Here is a 21,700-nt window from a genome sequence, read left to right on the forward strand (position 1 = left end):
GCATCAGATCGCTTAAACCTTCACTTGCACCATGCCGTCGCGAACCCGAACGTCGAAGTGACGTACCGAGCGGCTTTCATCTTCCAGACAGAAGCCGTCATGTAGACGAAAATGCTGTTTTTTCAACGGGCTGGCGACCCACAGGTCACCTTGATGTTCGGCTATCAATCCGCGAGACAGCACGCTAGCTTCGGTAAAAGGATCGATGTTACTGATGGCAAAAACCTGCTCATCTTCGTAAGGGCGAAATATCGCCACCTGTTCTTCCCCGACCAGCGCACAGACGCCGGTGCCGGTTAAAATGACCTCTAATGGACATACAGTGATCCACTGGCTCATTGGTTATTCTCCAGTTCAAGTATCCGCACCGGAATGCGTTCATCAGGGCGGGCAGGGCGGTGTTGTTCGCGTTCGCTAACCACCTGAACGTTCGGGTCGCGTAATGGACTATTGATAAAGTGAGCGAAACGTACCTGAGCCGCAGGGTTTTCCACAGTGGCTTTCCACTCGCAGATGACAGCTTCGCGCAGACGGGCAATATCGGCCTCTAACTGATCGTTAATGCCGAGTTTGTCGTCAATAATGACTGAACGCAGATAGGCGATGCCGCCTTCCAGACTCTCCAGCCACACCGAGGTGCGTTGCAGTTTGTCGGCGGTGCGGATGTAGAACATCATAAAGCGGTCGAGATAACGCATCAGCGTGGCTTCGTCCAGATCGGCGGCCAGCAGGTCGGCGTGGCGTGGTTTCATGCCACCGTTACCGCACACATACAGGTTCCAGCCGTTTTCCGTTGCAATGATACCGACGTCTTTCCCCTGCGCCTCAGCACACTCACGGGTACAGCCAGAAACGCCGAACTTCATCTTGTGCGGAGTGCGAATACCTTTATAGCGATGCTCCAGCTTCACGCCGAAGCCTACGCTGTCACCGACGCCAAAGCGGCACCAAGTGCTACCCACGCAGGTTTTTGCCATACGTAAGGCTTTGGCATAGGCGTGGCCGGTTTCGAAGCCAGCGTCGATTAACTTGGCCCAAATTGCGGGTAAATCGTCTTTCTGTGCGCCGAACAGGCCAATACGCTGTGAACCGGTAATTTTGGTATACAGGTTATATTCCCGCCCGATATTCCCGATAGCGACCAGACCTTCTGGAGTGATTTCCCCGCCGGCGGAGCGTGGAATGATTGAGTAAGTCCCGTCTTTTTGGATATTGCCAAGGAAGTTGTCGTTAGTGTCTTGCAGCGGGGTTAATTCAGGCTGCAACACATAATCGTTCCAGCATGATGCCAGTAGCGAGCCAACGGTCGGTTTACACACTTCGCAACCGTAGCCTTTACCGTATTTGCTCAGCAGTTCGCTAAAAGATTTAATCCCTTCAACGCGAATCAGGTGATAAAGCTCCTGACGGGAATAAGCGAAGTGTTCACACAGATGGTGATTAACTTCGATCCCCTGCTTACTCAGTTCAGCATTAAGTACCTGAGTGACCAGTGGGATACAACCGCCGCAGCCGGTACCGGCTTTGGTCGCCGACTTGATCGCTGCCACGGTATGGCAACCATTATTGACTGCCTGAATAATATCGCCTTTGGTGACGTCGAAGCAGGAGCAGATCTGAGCCGTTTCCGGCAGAGAGTCTACGCCGATAGCCGGTTTACTGCCTGCGTGAGACGGTAAAATCAGGCTGTCCGGGTTTTCCGGCAAAGTGATTTTGTTCAGCGCCAACTGCAACAAGTTGCCGTAATCGCTGGTATCGCCCACTAGCACCGCACCCAGTAGGGTTTTGTTGTCTTTGCTGACCACCAGACGTTTGTAGATTTCTTTGCTTTCATCCAGATACACGTAGCTGCGAGCGCCTTCGGTGCGTCCATGAGCATCACCGATGCCGCCGACGTCTACGCCCAGCAGTTTCAGCTTGGCGCTCATATCCGCGCCCTGGAAGGCATTTTCCCGGTTTAGCAGGTGGTCGACGGCAACCTGCGCCATTTTGTAGCCCGGAGCAACCAGACCGAAGGTGCGTTCCTGCCATGATGCGCATTCACCGATGGCATAAACGTCGGGATCGGAGGTCTGGCAGTAATCGTTGATGGCAATCCCGCCGCGGCGCGCCGTAGCCAGACCGCACTGGTGAGCGAGTTTATCCTGCGGGCGAATACCGGTAGAGAAGACGATAAAGTCCACTTCCAGCGAGGTGCCGTCGGCGAAAATCATCGTTTTACGGCATTCGGTGCCGCTATGAGCGATTTCCTGAGTGTTTTTACCGGTATGAACCCGAACGCCCATGCGTTCAATTTTTTGCCGCAGTTGATCCCCGCCCATAGGATCAAGCTGCTCGGCCATTAATACTGGAGCAAATTCAATTACATGAGTTTCAACGCCCAGATTTTTCAGCGCGCCAGCGGCTTCCAGACCCAGCAAACCACCGCCGACCACGGCACCGCGCTTACTGCGGCGGGTACAGGCTTCGATTGCATTCAGGTCTTCAATAGTACGGTAGACGAAACAATCCTGACCTTCGCTGCCTTTAATCGGTGGAATCCACGGATAAGAGCCGGTGGCCATGATCAGTTTGTCGTAATAGAGAGTGCGACCGCTGTTGGAGTGGATCACTTTCTCTTTACGATTGATAGTGATAGCCCGTTCGCCTACTAATACCTTGATACCGTGTTTCTCATAAAATCCTTCCCGCACCAGAGAAAGCTCTTCAGCGGTATGGTGAGAAAAATAGGACGAGAGATGAACCCGATCGTAAGCGATGCGAGGCTCTTCGCAGAATACAGTGATGTCGAATGCGTCTTTGTCTGCTTTATCGAGTAAATCTTCAATAAAGCGATGCCCGACCATTCCGTTGCCGATGACGGCAAGTTTGACTTTGCTCATTTTTGCCTCAATTTTTAGTTTTCTACGCTTACCTTAATCTCCCCGCTATTGCGCTTATTGATGCAAATCAATTTGCCCCTCATATACCTCTAAGGTGGTAGATTGATGATTTATAACGTTTTTTGATAAGTTGTGGATTTTATTCATCTTTAGCTGAATGGTGTCAGTTCTGTGGTTTTTTTACCTTAAATAAATAAAAGGCAACGTGGGGAAGCGAGTTAGGTAAGCTAAAGGAAAGCGATATTTTTTACCGTCAAAGCGGTTAGGGCAGCAGGAGGAAGGATGACTGGGAAGAAGGTGCGAATTATCCACAGTGTGCGGCGCGTCGATCGCCCCGGTTTATGGCAGTTCAACCTGTCGCAGGGCAAGATTATCGGCATTGATGAGCAGCTAACTCAACCGCCTTCCGGCGATGAGGTGCTGGATGGGGAGGGCGGGCTGATTCTGCCACCTTTTATTGAGCCACATATTCATTTAGATACCACGCAAACGGCGGGAGAACCGGCGTGGAATCAGTCCGGCACGCTGTTTGAAGGTATAGAACGCTGGGCAGAGCGCAAGGCGTTGTTGACTCACGAAGATGTTAAACAGCGTGCCTGGCAAACGCTGAAATGGCAGATAGCCAACGGTATTCAGCATGTGCGAACCCACGTGGACGTTTCCGATCCCACCCTGACCGCGCTAAAAGCCATGCTGGAGATAAAGCAAGAAGTTAGCCCGTGGGTCGATATGCAAATCGTGGCTTTTCCGCAAGAAGGGATTTTATCTTATCCCGATGGCGAAGCCTTGCTGGAAGAAGCATTGCGTTTGGGAGCCGATGTGGTGGGTGCGATTCCGCATTTCGAATTCACCCGCGAATACGGCGTGGAATCCTTGCATAAGACCTTCGCACTGGCGCAAAAATATCAGCGGTTGGTGGATGTACACTGTGATGAAATCGATGATGAACAGTCGCGGTTTGTGGAAACCGTTGCGGCGCTGGCTCATAAAGAAGGGATGGGCGCTCGGGTCACTGCTAGCCATACCACCGCCATGCATTCCTATAATGGCGCTTATACCTCGCGTTTATTCCGGCTATTAAAGCTATCCGGCATTAATTTTGTTGCCAATCCGTTGGTCAATATCCATCTGCAAGGTCGTTTTGATACCTACCCTAAGCGGCGGGGGATTACGCGCGTTAAAGAGATGCTGGAATCAGGGATTAATGTCTGTTTCGGCCATGACGATGTTTTTGATCCCTGGTATCCGCTAGGTACTGCCAATATGTTGCAGGTGCTGCATATGGGTCTGCATATTTGCCAGCTAATGGGCTACGGGCAAATTAATGACGGGCTGAAGCTAGTGACTCACAATAGCGCCAGAACGCTGAATTTAAGCGGCTACGGTTTAGCCATTGGGCATCAGGCTAATCTGATCATTCTTCCGGCTGAAAATGGGTTTGAAGCGGTGAGGCGGCAGGTACCAGTGCGCTATTCTCTGCGTGCGGGGGAAATTATCGCGCAGACGCTGCCAGCGCAAAGCCGGATATATGTGGGAAATGAAGAACCTATTGATTTTCGTCGCGAGAAATAAAACCGCCTTCCCACGGCGCTGGCTGGGAAGGCGGTAATAATGGTGACTATTTTATGATGAGGGTAATGAGTTTATTACCGACGGTTAGTGAGTCACATGGCCGTGGCTACGGTGCTTGGTAAAGAAGCCCAGAGCCAGACACATCACGAATACGGCCAGATACAGGCCGTTAGCCGTTGCCAGCGCGGCGTGAACGCCTTTCTCTGCCACGATAGGCCCTGTGACCACGAAGGTCAGCATGGTCCCCACGGTGCCGCAGGTCAGGATAAAGTTAACCAGTTTCGGTGAGGAAACTTTGGTTTGCAGTGAGCCCAGAGTAATCAGGGTGGTGTAAATCGCGCTGGAAACAAAGCCTAGAGTCAGAATGTAGTAGCTCAGGTACTCCGGGCTTTCGGCAGACACAAACATGTACATGGCACCGGTAGCCAGTGCGGCCAGTACGGTAACGATACGTTGCAGGTCAAAGAAGCGCAGGATAAAGCTGAATACCCACATCCCGATCATGTAAGAGATCCAGAAGTTACTGACAAGCTGGCCAGCCTGACCGATGTCCATGCCGAAGGTTTTGGTCGCGTATTCCGGAACCCACTGGATAAAGCCGAGCTGGCCCAGGATGTAGCACAGGGCCGCAATCGCCAGGAACAGAACGCCGATGCCCCATTTTTCTTTCGCTACGGGTTTGCCCGCGTCGGTCGCTTTGTGGCCCAGAACCGGGAATTCGGAGAAAAGAGTCAGCACAAAAATAGCCAGGTACAACAGACCAATACAGGCGTAAACCCAATACCACTCAACGCTGCGAGCTAACAGCATCGCCGCGACCACCGGGAAAATCATCCCCGCCATACTAAAGAAGGAATCGGTAAACAGCAGGCGTGAACCGCGCTGACGGCCTTCGTACATATGGGTTACCAGGAAGGTACCAATAGACATGGTAATACCGCTGACCACCCCGAGAATAAACATGCTCGCGGAGAATATCATCAGGCTATGGCCAATCATCAAGCCAGCGATGGCAATCAGCATCAGAATAAAGCCGAAGATAAGTTGACGTTTCAGCGGGATGATTTCCATCAGCCAGGCGTTCAGGAAGATAGAGATCAGAATACCGGCGTTCAGAAAGGTAAAAGTGTTACTCATGCTGGCAATTGGCAGATTGAAATACTCTGCGATGTTGCCCATCACCATCCCAGTGACGATAACTAACGCACCGGTCAGCGCGTAAGAAAAGTAACTGATCCATGTGAGCCGAATGCGATTGCTGTTGTTCATAGATAGGGCCTGCGTGTCAGTAATAAAAGACGAGTTAGGATTAACTGGCATAGGGCTAAAACGGAACCAAACCGGTTTTCAGCGCTAAGGCGGCGAATCCTAGCACAGGCATGGCTCGTTTTTGTGACTTGTATCCGAATTTTAGTGCAATACATGAAAATTAGTGATGAAAAATGGCGAGTCATCACAAATAAAATGCGTTAATAACCACCGGATGAGCTTATCTCCAGTAAGCTCTCGCCTTTATTATGGTTCGTGTCAGCGCTATTTTTCAGTGCGGGAAAACTCAGGGTTGGAATGCTCTGAGGCCATGATATCGATATTTTATTATTCATCTGGATAAAGGGATTGTTTTGGTGAAGGGATTGACACCCTTGGGCAGCGCGTGACGTTGAGCCGGATAGGTTATCAGCGACGGCGTTTTTCTGCCTGGTTGGGGATATTCGCAATATTAATGCTGTTTATAGCGCCGATGGTGTCTATAACGCTGGCCTCTGCTCAAAACGCCGATTCAGCCGCACTGCTACCGAACATCGACACCGATGATTCGGCCATGTCTGATTATCATTCACACCCATCCAACTCTTATCATGATTCGGTAGCGATGGCGGCAATGAATCATTCCGACGTTATGCCGATGTCGAATCATTCGCCGATGATGAACCATGCGGCCTGTGATTATTGCCTGCTGCTGATCCATCTGCCGTTACTGAATGCGACGGATAAACCTGATATTCGCAGCGTGTCTTTATTGGCCGCGACGTTGCCGGTTTTGTTTATTTCAGAACCTATTGTCACCAAAGACGTTTATTCCAAATTACAGCCACGCGCCCCGCCAGTTTTTTATTCCTGATAGTGAAAATAACCAAATAACCATTCTAATGGCATGGATAAAACCTTGCCGGATGAACCTATTTCGTTTTAGGAATAATAATGTCTAACAAATATAACACCTGCAAAAAAAACAAACTGGCTTACGCCATAGCGTCCTCCTGTTCATTATTGGCTTTCAGCGCTATCAGTGCGTCTGACGTTCGCCATCAGCCTGCGTCGAATGTTGTGAATCAACCGAATGATGCCGAAGTGATTACCGTCACCGCGCCGCAGTATTCACCATTAACCATAGTGACATCGCCTAAAACGCCGCGCCAACCGGTTCCGGCCAGCGACGGTGCTGATTATCTGAAAACCATTCCCGGTTTTTCTCAGATTCGTAACGGCGGCACCAATGGTGATGTGGTATTTCGCGGGATGTTCGGTTCCCGCTTGAAGATCCTAACCGACGGTGCGGAGACGCTTGGCACCTGTCCATCGAGAATGGATGCGCCAACCTCTTATATTTCGCCAGAAAGCTACGATTTGCTGACCGTGGTAAAAGGGCCGCAGTCGGTACTGTGGGGCGCGGGAGCATCTGCGGGAACCGTGCTGTTTGAACGTGAACGACCACGCTTTGAGCAAACCGGCGTGACCGGTAATGGGAGTCTGCTGGTGGGTTCCAACGGCCGTTGGGACAAAAATCTCGACCTGAGTTTAGGCGGCGATCAGGGTTATTTGCGCATGATGGGCAATCAATCCCAAGCTGGCGACTATAAAGACGGTGTAGGCAATCGGGTGCCATCCCGCTGGGATAAGTGGAATGCCGATCTTGCCCTAGGCTGGACGCCGGATGAAGATACGCTGTTGGAAATGACGATGGGTAAAGGCGATGGCGAGGCGCGGTACGCCGGACGCGGTATGGATGGTTCTCAGTTTAAACGAGAAAGCCTGGGGCTACGTCTTGAGAAAAATCATATTGGCGAAGTGCTGGATAAAATTGAAGCCAAAATCTATTACAACTATGTCAATCATGTGATGGATAACAGTACCTTACGTACGCCACCGCATATGGCGATGTCCAGTAATCTGGATCGCCGCACCCTCGGTGGGCGCATGATGGGAACCTGGCTCTGGCAGGATATCAAACTAGAGGCCGGAGGCGATGCGCAAACCGATACTCATCGTAAAAACAATAAAACCCACTGGAGCAAAAACGCCAGTTTCACTCATTACGGCGTGTTTAGTGAGTTGACCTGGGAAATGAATGAGCAGGATAAAGCGATCGTTGGTGCTCGCCTCGATCATCATTCAGTCACTAACTATAAACGCGCTGATGAACCGGAGCGCACTGCCACGCTACCCGCCGGTTTTATCCGCCTTGAGCATAATTTGGCTGATTCGCCGGTGATGCTGTATGCAGGCATCGGTCATACCGAACGTTTCCCCGATTTCTGGGAGCTATTTTCCCCGACCTTTGGGCCTACCGGTTCTGCCAGCGCTTTTGACGGTGTGAAAAGTGAAAAAACCACCCAATTGGATATCGGCGGTCAGTATAGCGGTGAGCAGTTTAACGCCTGGGTTTCGGCCTACGCTGGGAAGGTTAATGATTTCATCCTGTTCAAATACGATCCTAAGAATCTGCGGATCAGTCAGGCAGACAATATCGACGCCACCATTATGGGCGGTGAGGCTGGGATGGCTTATGCCTTTAATGACCGTTGGAAAACCGATGCCAGTCTGGCTTATGCCCGTGGGCAAAATAATACCGACGGCCGACCATTACCGCAGATTTCACCATTAGAAGCCCGATTTGGACTGACTTATGAGAACGGTAATTGGAGCAGCACCGCGCTGTGGCGTTTGGTCAGTAGCCAGCACCGGGTCGCAATTAACGAAGGTAACGTGGTTGGGAAGGATTTTGCCAGCAGCGCCGGTTTTGGCGTACTTTCGGCCAACGTGGCCTATAAGTTTAACCCGCAGATAAAAGTGAGTACTGGTATCGATAATTTGCTGAATAAGGATTACAGCGAGCACCTTAATTTGGCGGGTAATAGCGGCTTTGGCTATTCAGCCAATACTCCGGTGAATGAGCCTGGGCGAACTATTTGGGCAAAGCTCAACGTCACTTTCTGATAGAAACGCATAGATAACCAAGGGCGTGGCGGTTTGGTTGCCGTCACGCCTGAGGCTTATTTCGGCGGTAATACGGATTCGCGGGTTATCACCGTGGGGACGAAGCTCATGGCGGGCGTTTGCGGGTTAATCAACAAACGCGTGGCGTACTGAGCCATTTCGACAATTGGAAAATGTAGGCTGGTGAGTGCCGGAGAAACAAAAGGCGCGCGTTCGCCGCTGTCGTAGCACAGCAGAGAGATATCTTGCGGAACCTGCAAATGATGCTTATTGATAGCCAGCAATGCGCCCAGAGCCATTTCTTCATTACAGCAATAAATCGCCGTCGGAGCTTGAGACTGGCGCAGCGCTTCATCCGCCCGCAGATAGCCGCTTTCCAGATCGTAAACCCCTTGCAGACAGGCGACCGGCGTTAAGTCGGCTGCGGCCATCGCATCCAGAAAACCTTGTAATCGTAATTGACTAGACTGACGTTCAGCGGAGCCGCTGATGCAGGCGATACGTTTATGACCGGCGTCGATCAAAACCTGTGTGGCAATCTGGCTGGCGCGGCGATGATCAAAGATAACGCAGCGTTCTTCCAGACCGCTTACCAGTCTGTCCAGTAACACAAAAGGGCGCTGGGTGGCCGCCAATTGTCTGAGCCGCTCATCGCTGAGGAAGCGAACGTGCAGAATTAATCCATCGCAGCGTAGGTTAAACAGTCGTTGAATAGCTTGCCATTCTTTCTCGGCGTTATCTCGCCCTTGGGTCACCAGTAATTGTTTGCCGTGAGATTCGGCTTCGGTTTGTACAAAATCCATCAACGCGCCAAAAAATCCACCACGGTAAGAGGTGGTGACTAACCCGAGAGTATTAGAGTGACTGGATGCCAATGCGCGCGCCGCAGGATTGGGGGTATAGCCCAATACGGCCACCGCTTGCTCGACTTTTTCTCGGGTCAGGGGTTTGACGTTGGTATCACCGTTGACCACGCGGGAAACCGTAGCTCGGGATACCCCGGCCAGTACCGCGACGTCTTCCAGCGTAACCATGTGCTGCTCCTGTTTTTCCAAACTTCAACCGCCAGCAAAACTGGCGGTTGAAAGCGGGTTGTTATCCCTTTACATCATTTAAACTGAGGTAAATAAGGCTTATTGGCCTCCAAAACCTCCTCTAATAGAGGCTGAGCGATACTGGCATTGGCGACCAGTGGGTTGGTGACCAGAGCCAGCAATGCGCTGTCGCGATCGCCATGGACCGCAGCCTCGATCGTTAAACGCTCATAGGCTTTCACCTGCTGAATTAATCCATGCATTGAGTCAGGTAATTGACCAAATGTCAGCGGATGTGCGCCTTGAGCATCAACGATACAGTTAGTTTCTACCACAGCATCGTCTGCTAAACCGCGAATTGCACCACGGTTTGCAGTATTCACTACTAATTGTGTGCCCAGATTATTATAAATCGACCGAATTAGCTCTAGGGCAACTTCCGAATAGAAAGAACCGCCGCGGAAACTGAGTTGCTCCGGTTTGGTATCCAGCTCTGGATCGGCATAGAGTTCGAACAGCTCTTTCTCCACCTGCATAACCTGCTCGGCACGGGTGCCGCGCTCGGCCGCTGCCGCCACTTCTTCGGTCAGCATATCCTGCGTTTGGTAGAAATAACGGTGGTATGGGCAAGGAATTGCGCCCATTGCTCGCAGGAATTCTGGTGGCCACGGCGCTTCTTTAATGTTGTTCATGGTTAGAGACGCGCCGTCGCACAGCATTTTCAGCACGTCGGCGGTCACATCTTTGCCCCGTTGCAGCACTTCATGCACCCAAACCATGTGATTCAGTCCGGCAAAGCGCAGTTGAATATCTTCGTAAGGCGCGTGAAGCAGATTGGCGATCATGTGATGCATACTGATTGGTACATTACACAAGCCAATGATTTTAGCTTTGGTATAGCGGGAAACCGCTTCGGTGACGATGCCGGCCGGGTTGGTGAAGTTAATGATCCAGGCATTGGGCGCCAAACGTTCAACCCGATGAGCGATGTCCATCATCACTGGAATGGTGCGCAGCGCTTTAGCAAAGCCGCCGACGCCAGTGGTTTCCTGCCCAATCAGGTTGTATTTCAATCCCAAACGTTCATCCGTGGCGCGAGCAGGGAGCTGGCCGACACGGAATTGGGTCAGAACAAAATCGGCATCGCGAATGGCGTCATCCAGTGAGAAATGTACGCTGACCTTAACCTGCTCCAGGCCGTGGCGTGCCAGCATGCGCTCGGTGAGTGCGGCGATGATTTCGACTTTTTGACGGCCCTGTTCGACGTCAACCAGTGCTAATTCTGTCACCGGTAACTCATTGATTCGTTGAATTAAACCGTCAACTAACTCCGGCGTATAACTGCTGCCGCCACCAATAATGGCGATTTTAAACTTTTTCACTGTTGGCCTCCAAACGGCTCTGGCGAGGGTAAAGTTCGATCACGTAAAGATTGAATCCCACATGACCAAGGCATTGATAAATGTTGCCGGGTATAAACCAAAGCGATAAGCAATGTGCCGTTTCCTCGGTCATACCTATTAATCGAGTTGTATCTAATCGAGTTGTATCCGCTGCGCTCGCCGGTTTTTCGTCATGTATGTATCAGAGGAAGCTACGAGGAGGTTTTCGGCCAATGTCTATGGGTAGCTACTGTTTTCTAGCGACAGAGATTCCGCACTAATCATCCTGTCGCCATGTCCCTCATCGCGTAACTCTGACTAGGTAAATTCAAAATGAGAGCGCTCTCATTTGTAGATGATTAACGATTAACCAAAATCAAAACGAGATGAAGCTCGCAAAAACGGCGGATGAAATGAAAATGGGTGGGCAAGGCGTGATCTGGCCTGCAAAACTATTCACTTATATTGGATGTATAAACGGCTTATTTCGGGCATTAACCGCAATTACACGAGTTTTTATCAGAAATGTCCGTTGTGTTAAGTAAATATTGGTAAATGGGTAGCGCTGAGGGGGACAGCTCTTTAGAATCAAGGCGCTTTTCCGTTGTTTGTCTCTAAGAGAAAGGAACCGTAATGTTTAAACGTACTTTAGTGACCTTCGCTACGCTGATCTCCCTGACTGCCATGGCTCCAGCCGCTTCTGCAGCCGCTGCTCCCCATGTATTGCTGACCACTTCGGCAGGGAATATTGAATTAGCGCTCGATAATCAGAAGGCACCGGTTTCCACCCAGAATTTTGTTAATTATGTTAATAGCGGATATTACAACAACACGGTTTTCCACCGTGTAATCCCAGGCTTTATGGTGCAGGGTGGTGGCTTTACTGCGGATTTGCAGCAAAAAGCGACCAATCCGCCAATCAAGAACGAAGCGGATAACGGCTTGCGTAATCTGCGCGGCACCATTTCTATGGCACGTACCGCCGATAAAGACAGCGCAACCAGTCAGTTCTTCCTGAACGTGGCGGACAATGCATTCCTCGATCACGGTCAACGTGATTTTGGTTATGCGGTATTTGGCAAGGTAGTAAAAGGCATGGATGTCGTCGATAAAATATCGCAAGTGCAAACGGAAAATATCGGGCCGTACCAAAACGTGCCGGTTAAACCTATTACCATCCTGTCAGCCAAAGTTTTACCTTAGTTCTCGACACCCCGTTGCTGTAATAACTAGCCGCGGGGTTTTCACTACTCTCAGCGTTAATTCCGTCCAATCATCCCTTTCTTAGCATCGAATTAAGCGCGACTCTCACCGCTTTTTTAGTCCTCATTATTGCCACATCTTTGCTGTATATTAACCCAACTTGGTTAGGGATAACGTTGGCCGGAATAGAATCCATATTGGGATAGCCCAGGAATCACCACAATAGTATCTGAGTAATTAGCCGAGCAGGGTTGTATGGATTATTTTCTGCGGTGACAAGGTAGTTAATTGACTATGAATCAGGATATTAAAGATCGTCGGCCAATACGTGCCAGAAATACAGCGTGGGCGACGACCTTCGCCAGAGTATTACAACAGCGCGGCGCAACGCCCAACGGCATTTCCCTCTTTAGCATTCTCTTTTCTGCATTGGCTGGGCTCAGTTTCTTCTGCGCTTTTCGTCAGGATTCAGCGCTGGTCAGCGGCCTATTGCTTATCGCCGCGGCTTTCATGATTCAGGCTCGGTTAATCTGCAATTTATTAGACGGCATGGTCGCGGTAGAAGGCGGATTACGAAGCACTGTGGGCGCGGTATATAACGATTTACCGGATCGCATCTCCGATACTTTGATTTTAATTGGCGTGGGCTACGGTTTAACCGCTTTTACCGATGCAATAACGCTAAGCTGGGCCGCAGCACTATTCGCCGCAATGACGGCCTATGTCCGCGTTTTGGGCGGTAGCTGCGGTTTAGCTCAACAATTCAGTGGGCCAATGGCTAAGCAACACCGCATGGCTCTGTTAACCCTCGGCACAGTGATTGCCGCAGTTGTGCCTGCCTATAACCAATGGATTTTATATCTCTGCCTGTGGATTATTGGCCTCGGGACCATTGTTACCGCGATTTTACGTACCCGCGCGGTAATGAATGAACTCCAGCGGAAGGAATTGCCACCTAATGATTAAATTTCCTTTTATTCTCAGTAGCAAACTGGTGGCGACCATTCTGGTGTCTTTATGCCGTTTGCTGACCGGAATTCGAGCTCGCTGGCTTGCTCCGTTACCAGATAAACAGGTCAGAATTTACTATGCCAATCATTCCAGTCATTTAGATGGGCTGGTGATCTGGGCGAGCATGCCGCGCCATTTGCGCAGTCAGGTTCATCCAGTGGCAGCAGCGGATTATTGGTCGAAAACACGGTTACGCCGTTATCTGGCGAAGTATGTTTTTCACGCGGTGCTGGTGGAGCGCCGTACGGTGGAGGGTCGCGCTGAAGCGCGTAAAAATCCGCTGACGCCGCTATTGGAAACGTTGGAGAACAATCAGTCGCTAATTTTATTCCCTGAAGGCACGCGCGGTGATGGAGAAAATATTCAAAGCTTTAAAAGTGGGATTTATCACTTGGCTCGCCAATGCCCAGACGTCGAATTAGTTCCCGTGTGGCTGGAAAACCTCAATCGCGTATTACCGAAAGGTTCCAAACTGGTGGTGCCTTTTATTTGCTCAGCGACCTTTGGCGTACCGGTGACAGGCTTGCAGGCGGGAGAAGATAAAGCGGCTTTTCTGGCGCGAATTAAAGCGGCACTAGAGGAAATGGCACCATGATGGCGTTTGATAATGAATTAAAATTGCTGCTGTGCGGTTTATTCGGTTTATTGACGATCGCCAGTTTGATTGGCTTTATTCTTTCCCGCGTGAACGTTTCTCCTGCGGCACGTAGCACTATTTTAAACCTGAATGCCCGCATTCGAGCCTGGTGGTTGATGTGTATTATTTCCGTGCTGGCGATGGCGCTGGGCACTATTGGTTCTGTGGTGTTATTTGCTCTGATGTCATTTTTTGCCCTGCGAGAATGCATCACTCTTACGCCAACCCGACGCGGCGATCATGAAGCGCTGTTTTGGTGTTTCTTCATTATGCTGCCGGTACAGTATTTATTGGTTGGTATGGAAGCCTACGGGATATTTGCGGTATTTATCCCGGTTTACGCTTTTCTGTTTATTCCAACCCGCATTGCTTTATCCGGTGATACCCAGCATTTCCTCGAGCGAACGGCGAAAATTCAGTGGAGCATGATGATTGCGGTTTACTGTATTAGCCACGCGCCAGCGCTGCTGATGCTGAATATTCCCGGCTATGAAAATCAAAATATCAAACTGCTGCTGTTTTTGATGATAGTGGTGCAGCTTTCGGACGTTCTGCAATATGTATTCGGTAAGCTTTTTGGCAAACGTCCTATTGTGCCGAAATTAAGTCCGAATAAAACTGTGGAAGGTTTTATCGGCGGAATTCTCAGCGCCAGCCTGATTGGCGCCAGTTTATGGTGGGCGACGCCGTTTAGCTTCTGGCAGGCCGGATTAATCTCGTTGCTGATTACCTTATTGGGCTTTGCCGGCGGCTTGTGTATGTCGGCGATCAAACGAGATCGCGGAATTAAAGATTTCGGCGCCATGATTGAAGGGCACGGTGGCATGATGGATCGTATTGATTCTTTATGTTTTGCCGCTCCGGTGTTTTTCCATGTGGTACGGTATTTTTATAGCTAGATACCTTACTCGCAAGCGGGGGGCTGCAGTTTGGCAAACAGAGGATGTTACTGAGATTCGCGCCTATAATTTCGGCATAAAGCTATCGTTTCTGAATAAAATCGTTTCAGAATAAAAAAGGTGAAGGCAAATGAGTGAGCAGCCGTTAGTCATTGCTAAAACTGGAGGCCGAACCGCTTCTGCAACCGGTGAGCTGGCGATTTTGCCAGCTTTGGCCAACCGGCATGGTTTGATTACCGGCGCTACAGGCACCGGTAAAACGGTGACATTGCAAAAAATGGCCGAGCAATTCTCCCGCATTGGCGTACCGGTATTTTTAGCCGATGTGAAAGGTGATTTGTCCGGTATTGGTGCCGAAGGCGCGGGATCTGAAAAACTCTTGGCTCGTTTGGCTGCGATTGGCGTCAATGACTGGGAGCCGCAGGCTTGCTCGATTATTCCGTGGGATATCTTTGGTGAAAAAGGGCATCCGGTTCGGGCAACGATTTCCGATCTTGGGCCTTTGCTGCTAGGCCGTTTGTTAGATCTGAACGATGTGCAAAGCGGCGTGCTGCAATTGGTATTTAAAATTGCCGATGACAGAGGCTTATTGCTGCTGGATATGAAAGATTTGCGCGCCGTGGTGCAGTTTGTGGGAGATAACGCCAAAGATTTCCGCACTCAGTACGGCAATATCTCGCCGGCTTCTATCGGGTCGATTCAGCGCGGTTTATTGACCTTGGAGCAGCAGGGGGCGAACCAGTTCTTCGGTGAACCCATGCTGGATATTCAGGATTTAATGCGAGTAGATAGCAATGGGCGGGGGATTATCAACCTGCTGGCTGCGGATAAGCTGATTAATCAGCCGAAACTCTATTCCATTTTCCTGCTGTGGTTGCTGGCGGAACTGTTTGAGCAGTTACCAGAAGTGGGTGATGTAGAGAAACCAAAGCTGGTGTTCTTCTTTGACGAAGCTCATTTGCTGTTCAACGATGCGCCAACGGCGTTGCTGGACAAAATTGAACAGGTGGTGCGCTTAATTCGTTCAAAAGGCGTGGGAATTTACTTTGTTACGCAAAATCCGCTAGATATTCCCGATAAAATTCTCGGCCAGCTTGGTAATCGGGTGCAGCACGCTTTACGCGCGTTCACTCCTCGCGATCAGAAAACGGTAAAATCGGCAGCTCAAACGATGCGAGCCAATCCGGCTTTTAGCGCGGAACAAGCCATAACCGAATTGGGCGTGGGTGAGGCTTTAGTCTCTTTTCTCGATGAAAAGGGACGGCCAAACGTCGTGGAGCGGGCGATGGTGATAGCGCCGCAATCGAAAATGGGTGCTTTAGATGATGCCGCTCGAAATCATGCGCTGAATCATTCGCCATTGTACGGTCGTTATGAGGAAATGGTGGATCGTGAATCCGCCTATGAAAAACTGGCCGCAGACGGTTTTTCTACGGTTGGACAGGCTGCCGAAGCGGGCAAAACTGTGCCGTCATCGCCTAATGAACCGGCAGCTGGCGGTGGGCTGATGGCTGGATTGAACGATTTGCTGTTTGGTTCTACCGGCCCGCGCGGCGGCAAGCGTGATGGTATTGTCCAAACTGCGGCTAAAAGCATGGCGCGAGATTTGGGGCGGCAAATTTTGCGCGGTGTATTGGGTTCGATTACCGGTGGCCGTAAACGCTAGGTTTTGCGACAAACTCATCAACGAATGACGTGAAAATCAGTAAGATGGCAGGGTCATGATTTAGGTTGGATTGAAAATGCTATTACTGATTGATAACTACGATTCGTTTACTTACAACCTTTACCAGTACTTTTGCGAATTGGGTACAGAGGTGCTGGTAAAGCGTAATGATGAACTGCAACTCTCTGATATAGAAGAACTCGCGCCTTCCCATCTGGTGATTTCGCCCGGCCCCTGTACGCCGAACGAAGCCGGTATCTCGCTGGCGGCGATCGGTCATTTTGCCGGCAAAATGCCGATTCTAGGCGTGTGTTTGGGGCATCAGGCGCTGGGGCAAGCTTTGGGTGCCAGCATCGTGAGAGCGCGTCAGGTTATGCACGGGAAAACCACGGCTATTAACCATAATAACCAGGGTGTCTTCCGTGGATTAAATCAGCCACTTACTGTGACTCGCTACCATTCTCTTGTTATCGCGCCAGAAACGCTGCCAGATTGCTTTGAAGTGACGGCGTGGACCGAGCGAAACGGTGCGTTCGATGAAATTATGGGGATACGCCACCGCACGCTTCCGCTGGAAGGCGTGCAATTTCATCCGGAAAGCATCCTCAGCGAGCAAGGTCATCAGCTGCTGGATAATTTCCTTAAAAATTAATGCATTACGATTGTTTTCGTGTTCGTAGCGTTTTTTGTTTGCCTGTTTGTGATTTTTTATGCATATTTTGTGATTATATTTTCACTAATGGCGAGCGGTATCAGCGCGTATCATCAAGGCGGACAGCGGAATGACAGAAAAATCAGCGGTAAATCGGAGCACGTTTGATCGAGTGATTCTACCGGTTTATGCACCAGCTCAGTTTATTCCCGTTAAAGGAAAAGGCAGTCGGGTCTGGGATCAGCAAGGCAATGAATATATCGATTTTGCTGGCGGAATTGCGGTCACGGCTCTAGGCCATTGCCATCCAGCGTTGGTTGCTGCGCTGCATCAGCAAGGGGAAGCCTTGTGGCATACCAGCAACGTTTTCACCAATGAACCCGCATTACGCCTGGCTGAGAAGCTGATTGACGCTACCTTTGCCGATCGGGTGTTCTTCGCCAACTCCGGTGGCGAGGCCAATGAAGCCGCTTTCAAACTGGCGCGCCACTACGCCATTGAGCGCCATAGTCCGTATAAAACCAAGATTATCGCTTTCCATAATGCTTTTCACGGACGCACGTTGTTCACCGTATCCGTCGGTGGGCAACCTAAATATTCCGACGGTTTTGGCCCAAAACCCGCTGATATTATCCACGTGCCTTTCAACGATTTAGCCGCAGTAAAAGCGGTGATGGACGACCATACCTGCGCCGTCGTATTGGAGCCGATTCAGGGAGAAGGCGGCATCACCGCAGCGGATCCGGTATTCATGCAGGGGCTGCGTGAACTGTGCGATCGTCATCAGGCATTGTTGGTATTCGATGAGGTTCAAAGTGGCATGGGACGCAGCGGCAAGCTGTTCACCTATATGCACTACGGCATTACGCCGGATATCCTGACCACGGCGAAGGCGCTGGGTGGTGGTTTCCCAATCAGCGCAATGCTGACAACGGAGGAAATTGCCTCGGTGATGACCGTTGGCACCCACGGTACGACTTACGGGGGTAATCCTTTGGCCTGTGCAGTGGCAGAAGCGGCGCTGGATGTGATTAATACCCCACAGGTGTTAGATGGCATAGCGCAGCGTCACGACCTGTTTGCGGAGGCATTAACGGCTATCGGGAAGCAATACGATCTGTTCACCGATATTCGCGGGATGGGATTGCTTATCGGCGCTGAGCTGAAGCCACAGTATCATGGGAGGGCGCGTGATTTCCTGACCGCAGCAGCGGCCAACGGATTGATGATTTTAAACGCCGGGCCGAATGTGCTGCGTTTTGCACCATCGTTAGTGATTGAATTAGAAGACATCGAGCAGGGTATGGCGCGATTTGCGCAGGCTGTTGCCGCAGTTCTAGACGCTGAATAACGGCAAGTCGCCGCTTTGTTGCGTGGTCATCACAGAGACAGTATGAATCGGCTTGGCGTTGGGCAACTGCAAGATGTGCATCTCCAAAAGTTAGTCAGTGGCGTCCTGTAATTAGGACGCCTCATCAGCCCGGTAATTTATTCCTCAATTATGTTCCGCTAGTGTTTTTTTAAACACTCAGCTATCCCGAAGCTTTCTGCTCAGCCAAATGCCATGATGTGGTCGTTGTCGCCAGGCTAAAGACGAGATGGTGTGCATCACGCTTAGATGGGACAAAATGCGCCTGAGATGGCGTTCCATTTCGGTGATTGGCATATCCGGATGTAGCTCTGGTGGACGCATAAAGCTATTTTCGCTGCTCGGCCCGTCGTATTCCAACCGCTGCTGACAGCTTTGCAACGCAATTTCACAGCGCTGTAAATACTCTTCCGCCAGTTTCTCAGTCAGCATGTAATGATCCCGCGCCAGAATTGTCATCGCGTTGATATGCTCGACGATAAACTGGCTGTGAGTCACCCACAGACGCATATCGGCCAGATAACGGGAGTTAAAGCCCGGTTCCTGCATTGCCTGATTAAGGGAAGTAAACACCGCGTTATGTGCCTGATTAACCTGCATTCGTTCATTTGCCAGCTCGCCAAGGTTAGGCGTCTTTTTGAGTAATAACTGCAAGATATTTTGATCGCTTTCCAGTGCCTGATGAGCGTTTTTACGCAGCAGACCGCTTTGCCATTGCGGCCACAGCCAGATGGTGCTCCCAAAGGCCAGCGCACAGCCAATTAGAGTATCAATCAGACGCGGAACCAGAAAATGCAGGCCATTGAGTGCCAGCAGTTGCAACGTATACACGGCGGTAATAGTCAGCCCAATGACCGCCAGGCCGTAGTTTTTCCGCAGAACCAAATACGCGGCTAGCGTGATAAACAGCATAATGGTCAGCGTGGTACCTTGTGGAAGCTGAAGTTGCAGCAGACCGGCTGCAATAACCAGCCCGACCAACGTTCCCAAGGCTCTGTGCTGAATTCTTACCCGCGTCGCGTTATAACCGTTTTGGGTGACCAACATCACGGTCAATAAAATCCAGTAGGGTTTAGGCAGATTAAATGCCATTCCCAAACTGCTGCCGACGGCTAGCGTAACGGCCAGACGGCCGGCATTACGCAGCGCGACGGATTTAAACGAAAGATAACTGGCGAGCGCTGGCCAGAACGGCAACCGGTGTTGGTCCGACATTAAATCTCGCCGATAGAGCGGCCGTTGGTTACGCAGCAAGCGCGCGATGCGACGGAAATGATAATAACAAAACTGGCCAACCGGATTATCCGGGTGCTGTCCGGCGATTTTTTCCAGCGCTGCCAGCTCGTTGGTCATGGTAAAACGCTGTAATTCATGGCGGTGATACAGAAGATTATCAGCGACGACCCGCAAACGATGAGCAATGACCTGCGCATTCCGCCGGATGACCGCTTCTGCATGGCTTTGTTCCACCAGTTTTTGCACTTCTTCCGGTTGGTGCAGACTGACAGTAATGTGCTCCTGCAAATCCAGCGCCACCTGAAACATTAATCGTAGCCGCTTTTGCTCCCTTTTATGAGTATGAGGAAGCATATTAAGTTGCTGATAAAGCTGGGTTATTAAATCCATTACGCCCTGCTGGCGTTGTAGCAACGGCGGCAATGCGGTTTCCGGATCGATATGTTGAGTCAGCAAACTGTATTTGGCTTCTAAATAATCGGCTAACTGGCGATATAGCTGGCTCAGGGTTTCTCGCATCGGCTGTTCTTTCCACAGGCGGAACCACAGGCCGGTAAATAGCCCGTACCAGGCGGTGCCAACGATGAAAAGTAGCGGAGTGTGCCAAATTGGGAAGCGGCCAATCATGCTTAGTGTGAATATCGCAGCGACTAGCGCAGCGGGCAATAAACGGGCGTGCAGGGGGCTGATGGCTCCGTTAACGCCTAAAATGAGAGTCAGGCCAAACATAATCAGGGGGAGGGGAATATGCCACAGCAGGAATTGTTGAATCAGAAAACTGCTGAGGGCGAATAAAGTTCCGCCAACGACTAAGCGTTTGGTGAAGTGCTTATGGGGGGTATCTAGGCCAGCGATATTGCAGCAGGCAGGGACTAAGGAAAATAACAGGCCAAGCTGCAAATTACCGAGCAACAAAGCGATAGCCACAGGCAAACACAGCACCAGCGTTTGCCGTAATGCATAGTTTACTTCAGGGTGGTAAATCAGCCGACGCCACATCAGGTCAATATCCGTCGTCCATATGCAGACAAAGAAAAAACCGGTGCCATGTTAAGCACAGGGAACCGGTTTTTTTAGGTAATTAACGGGTGCCGTAAACGACAATCGTTTTACCATGCGCAGAGATCAGGTTTTGATCTTCGAGCATTTTCAGGATTCGACCGACGGTTTCGCGGGAGCAGCCAACAATCTGGCCAATTTCCTGGCGAGTAATCTTAATCTGCATCCCATCTGGGTGTGTCATTGCATCAGGCTGTTTTGCCAGATTAAGCAGCGTTTGCGCGATACGCCCGGTCACATCAAGGAAAGCAAGGTTGCCCACTTTCTCGGATGTAATTTGCAGGCGATTCGCCATCTGCGAAGACAGACGCATCAAGATATCTGGATTAACCTGAATCAGCTGACGGAATTTTTTGTAAGAAATTTCAGCCACTTCACAGGCGGTTTTTGCACGAACCCAAGCACTACGTTCTTGGCCTTCTTCAAATAATCCAAGTTCACCGATGAAATCCCCCTGGTTTAAATAGGAGAGAATCATTTCTTTACCTTCTTCATCTTTGATCAGAACCGCAACGGAACCTTTCACGATGTAGTAAAGCGTTTCGGCTTTTTCACCCTGGTGAATCAGCGTACTCTTCGATGGATACTTGTGAATATGGCAATGAGACAGGAACCATTCGAGAGTTGGGTCTGTTTGTGGCTTGCCGAGAACCATTCGCTGTTATCCTCTGTTGTTATCGCTGCCTAACTTAACAGGGCTCAGAGTTCCCTGTACGGCGTGTTTATAAAATACACTTTCTATTAGCATATTAATTTGCTCAACTACCGAAAGGTATAGCCAATATACATCTCAGATAGAGACCCTTCACTGAGTCTTGATCTCTACCCTTTTTATTCTAAGAAACATCTCTTCGGCTCTGTTTGTAGCACAGGATGAGGC

At 50.4% G+C, this 21,700-nt stretch carries 17 protein-coding genes; 10 read left to right on the forward strand and 7 right to left on the reverse strand.

Annotated elements, in window-relative coordinates; genetic code table 11:
• Positions 1 to 12: 12 nt before the first annotated feature.
• Together nirD and nirB are read right to left on the reverse strand one after the other, a co-directional pair.
• On the reverse strand, positions 13 to 339 hold the full coding sequence (nirD, locus tag DBA33_RS01685) for a nitrite reductase small subunit NirD (RefSeq protein WP_120805352.1): 327 nt from the start codon (positions 337 to 339) through the stop codon (positions 13 to 15).
• Positions 336 to 2,882: a nitrite reductase large subunit NirB gene (nirB, locus tag DBA33_RS01690; protein ID WP_120805354.1), complete on the reverse strand. Its 2,547-nt coding sequence runs from the start codon at positions 2,880 to 2,882 to the stop codon at positions 336 to 338. The genes nirD and nirB overlap by 4 nt, the downstream gene beginning before the upstream one ends.
• Positions 2,883 to 3,164: 282 nt before the next feature.
• On the opposite strand from nirB, the gene DBA33_RS01695 reads away from it, so the two are divergent.
• Complete coding sequence (locus DBA33_RS01695) at positions 3,165 to 4,454, forward strand: cytosine deaminase (protein WP_064515634.1); 1,290 nt, start codon at positions 3,165 to 3,167, stop codon at positions 4,452 to 4,454.
• An 84-nt stretch (positions 4,455 to 4,538) separates the two neighbouring features.
• Here DBA33_RS01695 and tsgA read toward each other — a convergent pair whose 3' ends face one another.
• Positions 4,539 to 5,723, reverse strand: coding sequence for an MFS transporter TsgA (tsgA, locus tag DBA33_RS01700; protein ID WP_064515632.1), 1,185 nt, complete (start codon positions 5,721 to 5,723; stop codon positions 4,539 to 4,541).
• A 385-nt stretch (positions 5,724 to 6,108) separates the two neighbouring features.
• On the opposite strand from tsgA, the gene DBA33_RS01705 reads away from it, so the two are divergent.
• Complete coding sequence (locus tag DBA33_RS01705; protein WP_064515631.1) at positions 6,109 to 6,576, forward strand: DUF2946 domain-containing protein; 468 nt, start codon at positions 6,109 to 6,111, stop codon at positions 6,574 to 6,576.
• A 77-nt stretch (positions 6,577 to 6,653) separates the two neighbouring features.
• A complete protein-coding gene (locus DBA33_RS01710; RefSeq protein WP_120805356.1) occupies positions 6,654 to 8,672 on the forward strand; it encodes a TonB-dependent copper receptor in 2,019 nt (672 codons plus the stop codon).
• Positions 8,673 to 8,728: 56 nt separating this feature from the next.
• On the opposite strand, the gene DBA33_RS01715 is transcribed toward DBA33_RS01710, so the two are convergent.
• Together DBA33_RS01715 and DBA33_RS01720 are read right to left on the reverse strand one after the other, a co-directional pair.
• The gene (locus DBA33_RS01715) at positions 8,729 to 9,706 is read right to left on the reverse strand and encodes a LacI family DNA-binding transcriptional regulator (protein WP_064515629.1); all 978 of its coding nucleotides are present in this window, start codon (positions 9,704 to 9,706) and stop codon (positions 8,729 to 8,731) included.
• A gap of 74 nt (positions 9,707 to 9,780) precedes the next feature.
• Positions 9,781 to 11,088, reverse strand: coding sequence for a 6-phospho-beta-glucosidase (locus tag DBA33_RS01720; RefSeq protein ID WP_120805358.1), 1,308 nt, complete (start codon positions 11,086 to 11,088; stop codon positions 9,781 to 9,783).
• A 633-nt stretch (positions 11,089 to 11,721) separates the two neighbouring features.
• Between DBA33_RS01720 and ppiA the strand changes: the two genes are divergently transcribed.
• From ppiA to DBA33_RS01755, 7 genes are all read left to right on the forward strand, one after another.
• Positions 11,722 to 12,291: a peptidylprolyl isomerase A gene (gene ppiA / locus DBA33_RS01725; protein ID WP_120805360.1), complete on the forward strand. Its 570-nt coding sequence runs from the start codon at positions 11,722 to 11,724 to the stop codon at positions 12,289 to 12,291.
• Between the two features lie 294 nt (positions 12,292 to 12,585).
• A complete protein-coding gene (locus DBA33_RS01730) occupies positions 12,586 to 13,257 on the forward strand; it encodes a CDP-alcohol phosphatidyltransferase family protein (protein WP_120805362.1) in 672 nt (223 codons plus the stop codon).
• The gene (locus tag DBA33_RS01735; protein WP_064515624.1) at positions 13,250 to 13,897 is read left to right on the forward strand and encodes a lysophospholipid acyltransferase family protein; all 648 of its coding nucleotides are present in this window, start codon (positions 13,250 to 13,252) and stop codon (positions 13,895 to 13,897) included. Before DBA33_RS01730 ends, DBA33_RS01735 begins: the two co-directional genes overlap by 8 nt.
• Positions 13,894 to 14,838: a phosphatidate cytidylyltransferase gene (locus tag DBA33_RS01740; protein WP_064515622.1), complete on the forward strand. Its 945-nt coding sequence runs from the start codon at positions 13,894 to 13,896 to the stop codon at positions 14,836 to 14,838. The genes DBA33_RS01735 and DBA33_RS01740 overlap by 4 nt, the downstream gene beginning before the upstream one ends.
• Positions 14,839 to 14,968: 130 nt before the next feature.
• Positions 14,969 to 16,504, forward strand: a complete 1,536-nt coding sequence (locus DBA33_RS01745; RefSeq protein ID WP_120805364.1) for a helicase HerA-like C-terminal domain-containing protein — start codon at positions 14,969 to 14,971, stop codon at positions 16,502 to 16,504.
• 76 nt (positions 16,505 to 16,580) lie between these two features.
• Positions 16,581 to 17,156: an aminodeoxychorismate synthase component II gene (locus DBA33_RS01750; protein ID WP_064515618.1), complete on the forward strand. Its 576-nt coding sequence runs from the start codon at positions 16,581 to 16,583 to the stop codon at positions 17,154 to 17,156.
• Positions 17,157 to 17,286: 130 nt separating this feature from the next.
• Positions 17,287 to 18,507: an aspartate aminotransferase family protein gene (locus DBA33_RS01755; protein WP_064515616.1), complete on the forward strand. Its 1,221-nt coding sequence runs from the start codon at positions 17,287 to 17,289 to the stop codon at positions 18,505 to 18,507.
• A gap of 177 nt (positions 18,508 to 18,684) precedes the next feature.
• Here DBA33_RS01755 and DBA33_RS01760 read toward each other — a convergent pair whose 3' ends face one another.
• The gene (locus DBA33_RS01760; RefSeq protein ID WP_120805366.1) at positions 18,685 to 20,760 is read right to left on the reverse strand and encodes a YccS/YhfK family putative transporter; all 2,076 of its coding nucleotides are present in this window, start codon (positions 20,758 to 20,760) and stop codon (positions 18,685 to 18,687) included.
• Positions 20,761 to 20,842: 82 nt separating this feature from the next.
• The gene (crp, locus tag DBA33_RS01765; RefSeq protein WP_002212297.1) at positions 20,843 to 21,475 is read right to left on the reverse strand and encodes a cAMP-activated global transcriptional regulator CRP; all 633 of its coding nucleotides are present in this window, start codon (positions 21,473 to 21,475) and stop codon (positions 20,843 to 20,845) included.
• Positions 21,476 to 21,700: the final 225 nt, after the last annotated feature.

This window comes from Yersinia sp. IP36721, from assembly GCF_003634395.1.
GTDB classification, from domain to species: domain Bacteria; phylum Pseudomonadota; class Gammaproteobacteria; order Enterobacterales; family Enterobacteriaceae; genus Yersinia; species Yersinia entomophaga.